Raw genomic sequence first — 6,226 nt, 5'->3', positions numbered from 1 at the left:
GCCGCGGCCTGTCGTGCCGCCTCCGCCTCGGCCTCGCGCTGCGCGGCCAGCTCGGCCTGGCGCTGGGCCTCGGCCTCGCGGCGACGCTGCTCCTCCAGCTCGCGCTGACGGCGGCGTTCGTCTCGTTCCTCGATGCGCTGGGAGATCGTCCCGATCTCGGCCTCGAGGGCACTGGCGTCGCCCGTGAGGTCGTCGGCCCGATCGGCGAGCCCGTCGCGGAGCCCCTGGGCCTCGTCCAGGTCCGCCTCGATCGCGTCACGGACCTCGGCGGCCTCCTGGCTGCGGACCCCCATCAGCCCCTGCTTGCGGGCGAGCTCGTCGACCACCAGGTCGAGCGCGCGCTGGGCCGCCTCGGCGGACTCGGCCTCGGCCCGGTCCGTCTCGGCGACGCGGGCGACGGTGTTGGCCTTGTCCACCGCCATGTCGGTCGTGGTGGCCTCGAAGATCGCCAGGACGGGCGCGGTGCCACCGTGCATGTACAGGCGCCGTGCGCGTGAGGTGATCCGGCCCCGGGCGACCTCGACCTGCTCCTGCAGTTCGAGCATCTCCTCCACGAGCACCTCGGCCTCCGTCTCGAGGTCGGCCAACTCGGCCTCGAGCTCCACGAGCCGTCGGTCGGCGTCCGCCAAGCGCTCGTCGATGGCCACGATCCGGTCACGGACCTCGCTCAGCGCCGCGGTGGTCGCGTCGATCTCGCCCCGGGTCGACTCGAGCCGGGAGCGGGTCGTGTCGAGCTCGTCCTCCAACGTCTGCGCGCCGGCCAGGGAGGGCGTGACGAGCAGCGCCAGGCCCAGGAAGGTCGCGACGAGGGGTCGCGCGAGCGCCGAGCGGTGGTGGGACGGACGCCGACGACGAGGTGACTCGGCCCGTCGAGCGGGCGGCGAGCCGTCGGGCGACGGGGAGGAGGACGTCTTGGTCATGGTCGACGACGCTAGCGGTTGTGGCGCACGTGGCCAAATTGCGGCCAGTGTCCTTTCGGACAAGGTTGAACTCTCGTGATGGAGGAGTTCACTCGTGTGCCTCGTCGCCCGCAGCCGCCGACGTCCACCTACCGCAACCCGAGATGCCGGGTGCAGAACGGCCAGGGCGCCCAGCCCTGGTCCGCCTGGAGTCGTGAGGCGGCCTCGATCTGCTGCGCCTTGCTCGCCTGCCACGCGTACGCCGGGTAGGAGGACTTCTTCCACCTGTTCCACGTCGTGGGGTGGAACTGCAGTCCGCCGTCGTACAGCCCGATGTTGAGGTCCCACTGCCCGTTGGACTCGCACTCGGCGAGGGCGTCCCAGGTCGACATCGGGATGCCACCCGTGTCCACCGGGTCTGGTTCGGGCTCGGGTTCCGGCTCGGGCTCGGGCTTCGGCTTGGGCTTGGGCTTGGGGGCCGGCTCGGGATCCGGGTCTGGTTCGGGTTCCGGCTCGGGTTCGGGTTCTGGTTCGGGTTCGGGCTCCGTTTCGGGTTCCGGCTCCGGTTCGGGTTCCGGGGCGGGTGCCTCGGTCACCTCGGCTGCTGCGGCCGCCACTGCCTCCGCCTCTTCGGCCGCTGCCTCCTCCTCGGCCGCCGCCTCGGCAGCGGCACGCGCGGCCGCCTCCTCCCGGCGCTGCTGCTCGGCCAGCTCGCGCTGGAGACGCTCCGACTCGCGGTCCTCGATCCGCTGGACGATCGTGGCGATCTCGCCCTGCAGCGACCCGGCGTCGCCCGACAGCTCGTCGGTCCGGGCCGCGAGCCCGTCGCGCAGGCGGCGGGCCTCGTCGAGGTCGGCCTCGATGGCGTCACGAACGTCGGCCGCCTCCTGGCTGCGGACCCCCATCAGTCCCTTCTTGCGGGCGAGCTCGTCCAGCACGACCTCGAGCGCCTGCTCGTCGGCCTCCGCCGCCTCGGCCTCGGCGCGGTCGTTGTCGGCGACCCGTGCGACGTTGGCCGCCTTGTCGGCCGCGGCGTCGGCGGTGGTGGCCTCGAACATGGCCAGCATCGGCGCGGTCTGGCCATGCATGTAGAGCGTCCGTGCCCGTGACGTGATCCGGTGGCGCGACGCCTCGGCCTGGTCCTGCAGGGCGAACATGTCCTCGGCCAGCCCGGCGGTCTCGACCTCGAGCGTGTCGAGCTCGGCCTCGATCAGGGCGAGGTGGTCCTGGGCGTCCGCGAGGTCGTCGTCGATCTGCACGATGCGGTCCCGGACGTCGGACAGCGCCGCGGTGGTCGCGTCGATCTCGCCCCGCGTCGAGGCGAGCTCGTCCTGTGCACGGTCGAGCTCGTCCTCGAGGGTCTGCGCACCTGCCAGGGATGGCATCACGACCAGCGCCATCGCCGCGACGACGACCAGCGTGATCGGACGACGCGGCACGCGGGGGCCTGCGCAGGCCGACGGAGACGCCGGGCGTGGGGACGGGGGAGTGGACACAGCCATGTCGAACGACGCTACAGGGTGGGGATGGAGTCCCTCGATGGCTGGCCAGTGTCCCTTCGGACATCCTGTGTAGGCCCGTGAGGAGGATGATTGCCAGTGGGGTCGATGTTGGTCGGGTGCTGTTGCCCGACGACGGATGGAGTTCCGCAGGGGCAGGCCGCCGATCCCGTGCGCGGGGGGCCCGGAATCACTGCAACTCGGTGGTGCCGTCAGTACCGTGACCGCGCGAAAGCCCGCTGGACACACAGGAGTTCCCCTCGATGCAGGAACCCGGCCCAGACGCGCGTCACGACGCGCCCGGCAGCACCAACGGCGCCGGTGGGACCCGGCCCACCTCGGTGGTCAAGCTCCACGGGGCGGTCATCCGCTTCGCCGGTGACTCCGGCGACGGCATGCAGCTGACCGGGGACCGGTTCACCTCCGAGTCCGCCGCCGTCGGCAACGACCTGGCCACCCTGCCGGACTTCCCCGCCGAGATCCGTGCGCCGGCCGGGACGCTCGCGGGGGTCTCCAGCTTCCAGGTCCACTTCTCCGACGAGGACATCCACACGCCCGGGGACGCCCCCGACGTCCTTGTGGCGATGAACCCCGCTGCGCTCGCCAAGCACCTCGGCGCGCTCAAGCCCGGCGGGACCCTGATCGTCAACACCGATGCCTTCTCCCGGCGCAACCTGTCCAAGGCGGGCTACGAGGCCAACCCGCTGGAGGGTGACGACCTCGAGGACTTCGCCGTCCACGAGGTCCCCATCACCGACCTCACCCTGCGAGCCCTCGCCGACGACGTCGAGGAAGGGCTCCTGAACAAGAAGGAGGCCGAGCGCTGCAAGAACATGTTCGCGCTCGGTCTGGTCTCGTGGATGTTCTCCCGGCCCATCGAGCCGACCGTCGAGTGGCTGGGTGTCAAGTTCGCCACGAAGCCGGCCGTGGCCGACGCCAACGTCCGCGTGCTGCATGCAGGACACGCCTACGGCGAGACGACCGAGGCCTTCGTCTACACCTACGAAGTCCCGGCCGCGCCCCTGCCGGCCGGCCGCTACCGCAACATCACCGGCAACCAGGCGCTGGCCTACGGGCTGGTCGCGGCCAGCGTGCAGTCGGGGCTGGACATCTTCTACGGCTCCTACCCGATCACGCCGGCGTCCGACATCCTGCACGAGCTGTCACGGCTCAAGCACTTCGGGGTGCGCACCTTCCAGGCCGAGGACGAGATCGCCGCGATCGGGGCGGCCATCGGTGCCTCGTTCGGCGGTCACCTGGCCGTCACCGGCACGTCGGGACCCGGCGTGGCGCTCAAGTCCGAGGCCCTGGGCCTGGCCCTGGCCGTCGAGCTCCCCCTGGTGCTGATCAACGTCCAGCGGGGCGGGCCGTCCACCGGGCTGCCCACCAAGACCGAGCAGTCCGACCTCCTCCAGGCGATGTTCGGGCGCAACGGCGAGGCCCCGCTGCCGGTCGTGGCCGTCCAGTCCCCCTCGGACGCCTTCTACGCCGCGTTCGAGGCGGCCCGGATCGCCCTGACCCATCGCACCCCGGTGGTGCTGCTGTCCGACGGGTTCCTGGCGACGTCCTCCGAGCCGTGGCTGCTGCCCGACGTCGACGACCTCCCGCCGATCGACCCCGACCTGACCACCGAGGCGAACACGCCGGACGGCTTCGCACCGCTGCTGCGTGACCCCTCGACGCTCGCCCGGCCGTGGGCCCTGCCCGGCACGCCCGGGCTGGCGCACCGGATCGGAGGGCTCGAGAAGGACGCGACCACCGGCAACATCTCCTACGACCCCGACAACCACCAGGCGATGACCGACCTGCGCCACGACAAGGTCGAGGCGATCGCGGCGACCCTTCCGCCGCTCGAGGTGGACGACCCCGACGAGGACGCCACGGTGCTGGTCGTCGGGTGGGGCTCGACCTACGGCCCGATCCGCGGCGGGGTCAACCAGGCCCGAGAGCGTGGGGTCCGGGCCGCCCGGGTGCACCTGCGCCACCTCAGCCCGCTGCCCCACGACCTCGGCGACGTCCTCGGTCGCTACGAGCACGTCCTGGTCCCCGAGAACAACATGGGCCAGTTGCGCATGCTGTTGCGTGCCCGCTACCTGGTCGACGCCGTCGGCCACAACCGCGTCACCGGCCAGCCCCTGCGGGCCGCGGAGGTCGCCGACCGGATCGTGGCACTTGCCGGTGGCGACCGTGAAGACACCCAGTCGACCCCGACCGACCAGCCCCGGGAGGTCCCGGCATGAGCACCGACACCACCGTCGACCAGGCGACCCACGACGAGCTGCCGCAGTTCAGCAAGAAGGACTTCACGTCCGACCAGGAGGTGCGCTGGTGCCCGGGCTGCGGGGACTACGCGATCCTCGCCACGGTGCAGAAGCTGCTCGCCGACCTCGGTCGTGACCCCTCCGAGACCGTGTTCGTGTCGGGCATCGGCTGTTCCAGCCGGTTCCCGTACTACATGGACACCTACGGGATCCACTCCATCCACGGCCGCGCCCCGGCGATCGCCACCGGCGTGGCCTCGGCCCGCCCCGAACTGGACGTGTGGGTCATCACCGGTGACGGCGACGCGCTGTCGATCGGCGGCAACCACCTGATCCATGCCCTGCGGCGCAACGTCGACATCACGATCCTGCTGTTCAACAACGAGATCTACGGTCTCACCAAGGGCCAGTACTCACCGACGTCGCCGCTCGGGGCCGTGCACAAGTCCACGCCGATGGGCTCGATCGACCGGCCGCTCAACCCGGTGTCGCTGGCACTGGGGGCCGAGGCCACGTTCGTGGCGCGCACCATCGACACCGACCGCAACCACCTCACCGAGATCCTGACTGCCGCCAACGCCCATCGTGGTGCCGCGCTGGTCGAGATCTACCAGAACTGTGTCGTGTTCAACGACGACTTCGCCCACGCGGTCACCGACCGCGAGACCAAGGTCATCAACCAGATTCCCCTGCGGATCGGCGAGCCGATCGTGTTCGGTCCGGAGGGCGAGAAGGCCGTCGTGGCCGACGACGACGGCTCCATGATGATCGTGCCGACCGCCGAGGCCGGTGACCGGATCGTCGTGCACGACCCGACCCGGACCGAGCCGACCACGGCCTTCGCGCTGTCGCGCCTGTCGCACAACCCGACCGGCCCGACGCCGCTGGGGATCTTCCGTGCGGTGGAGCAGCCGGTCTACGACGACCTGCTCAACGACCAGGTCGAGGCGGCCGTGGCCGAGCGTGGCCGGGGCCGGCTCGAGGACCTGCTCACCTCCGGCAACGTCTGGCACGTGACCTGACGTCACGTCAGGTTTCCGAGAGGCCGTCGACGAAGCGTTCCAGCAGGTCCACGAAGACGAGGCGTTCCTCCGGGGAGAGTCCCTCCATCGCCCGGGTCAGCAGCCGGTCGCGATGACGGTCGAGCTCGGCCAGGCGTTCGTGACCGGCGGCGGTGACCTCCAGGACGACCGACCGACGATCGTCCGGGTCGGTGGTGCGATCGACCAGGTGGGCGCGCACGAGTGCGTCGATGGTCCGTGACGCGCTGGAGGCATGGGTCAGGAGCCGTTCCGCCACCCCGTTGACCGAGCCCGCGCCGTCGTCGACCGCCCGCAGTGCCGCGACCTGGGCGGCCGGGAGGCCCACGGCCTCCTCGAGTCGTCGGGCTCCGTGGGTCATCTGGCTGCGCAGCGTCGTGATCACGCCCCCCAGCCGCTGCAGGGTGGTGGCGGACGCGTCGATGGCCGCGTCGGTCATGTGGCATCCTGTGGGGGATTCGGGACGGATCAGGGGCGGGCACCGGCCGGGGTTGGCAGGTGTGTGCACGTGATGATAGTTTCGATGC

At 71.2% G+C, this 6,226-nt stretch carries 5 protein-coding genes; 2 read left to right on the top strand and 3 right to left on the bottom strand.

Translation table 11 applies throughout. The features are described 5' to 3' along the window. Nucleotides 1–920, bottom strand: a 920-nt coding sequence (locus KR546_RS11050) for a coiled-coil domain-containing protein (RefSeq protein WP_238444770.1), incomplete at its 3' end; no start/stop codon positions are given. Between the two features lie 128 nt (nt 921–1,048). After that, a complete protein-coding gene (locus KR546_RS19730; protein ID WP_238444769.1) occupies nt 1,049–2,338 on the bottom strand; it encodes a transglycosylase family protein in 1,290 nt (429 codons plus the stop codon). Nucleotides 2,339–2,661: 323 nt separating this feature from the next. On the opposite strand from KR546_RS19730, the gene KR546_RS11040 reads away from it, so the two are divergent. Next, complete coding sequence (locus KR546_RS11040; RefSeq protein ID WP_238444768.1) at nt 2,662–4,638, top strand: 2-oxoacid:acceptor oxidoreductase subunit alpha; 1,977 nt, start codon at nt 2,662–2,664, stop codon at nt 4,636–4,638. Continuing rightward, nucleotides 4,635–5,681 carry a 2-oxoacid:ferredoxin oxidoreductase subunit beta gene (locus KR546_RS11035; RefSeq protein ID WP_238444767.1) on the top strand — a complete coding sequence of 349 codons (1,047 nt, stop codon included), beginning with the start codon at nt 4,635–4,637 and terminating at the stop codon, nt 5,679–5,681. Before KR546_RS11040 ends, KR546_RS11035 begins: the two co-directional genes overlap by 4 nt. A gap of 7 nt (nt 5,682–5,688) precedes the next feature. On the opposite strand, the gene KR546_RS11030 is transcribed toward KR546_RS11035, so the two are convergent. Then, on the bottom strand, nt 5,689–6,138 hold the full coding sequence (locus KR546_RS11030) for a MarR family winged helix-turn-helix transcriptional regulator (protein WP_238444766.1): 450 nt from the start codon (nt 6,136–6,138) through the stop codon (nt 5,689–5,691). Nucleotides 6,139–6,226: the final 88 nt, after the last annotated feature.

This window comes from Salsipaludibacter albus, assembly GCF_019798055.1.
GTDB lineage: Bacteria > Actinomycetota > Nitriliruptoria > Nitriliruptorales > Nitriliruptoraceae > Salsipaludibacter > Salsipaludibacter albus.
The sequence above is the reverse complement of the archived record's forward strand: the minus strand, read 5'-3'. Positions and strand labels throughout refer to the sequence as shown.

Bases quoted from the DNA above. Each gene is read 5' to 3' on its own strand.
- KR546_RS11035 (WP_238444767.1), top strand. From the start codon at position 4,635: ATGAGCACCGACACCACCGTCGACCAGGCGACCCACGACGAGCTGCCG.
- KR546_RS11030 (WP_238444766.1), bottom strand. From the start codon at position 6,138: ATGACCGACGCGGCCATCGACGCGTCCGCCACCACCCTGCAGCGGCTG.
- KR546_RS11040 (WP_238444768.1), top strand. From the start codon at position 2,662: ATGCAGGAACCCGGCCCAGACGCGCGTCACGACGCGCCCGGCAGCACC.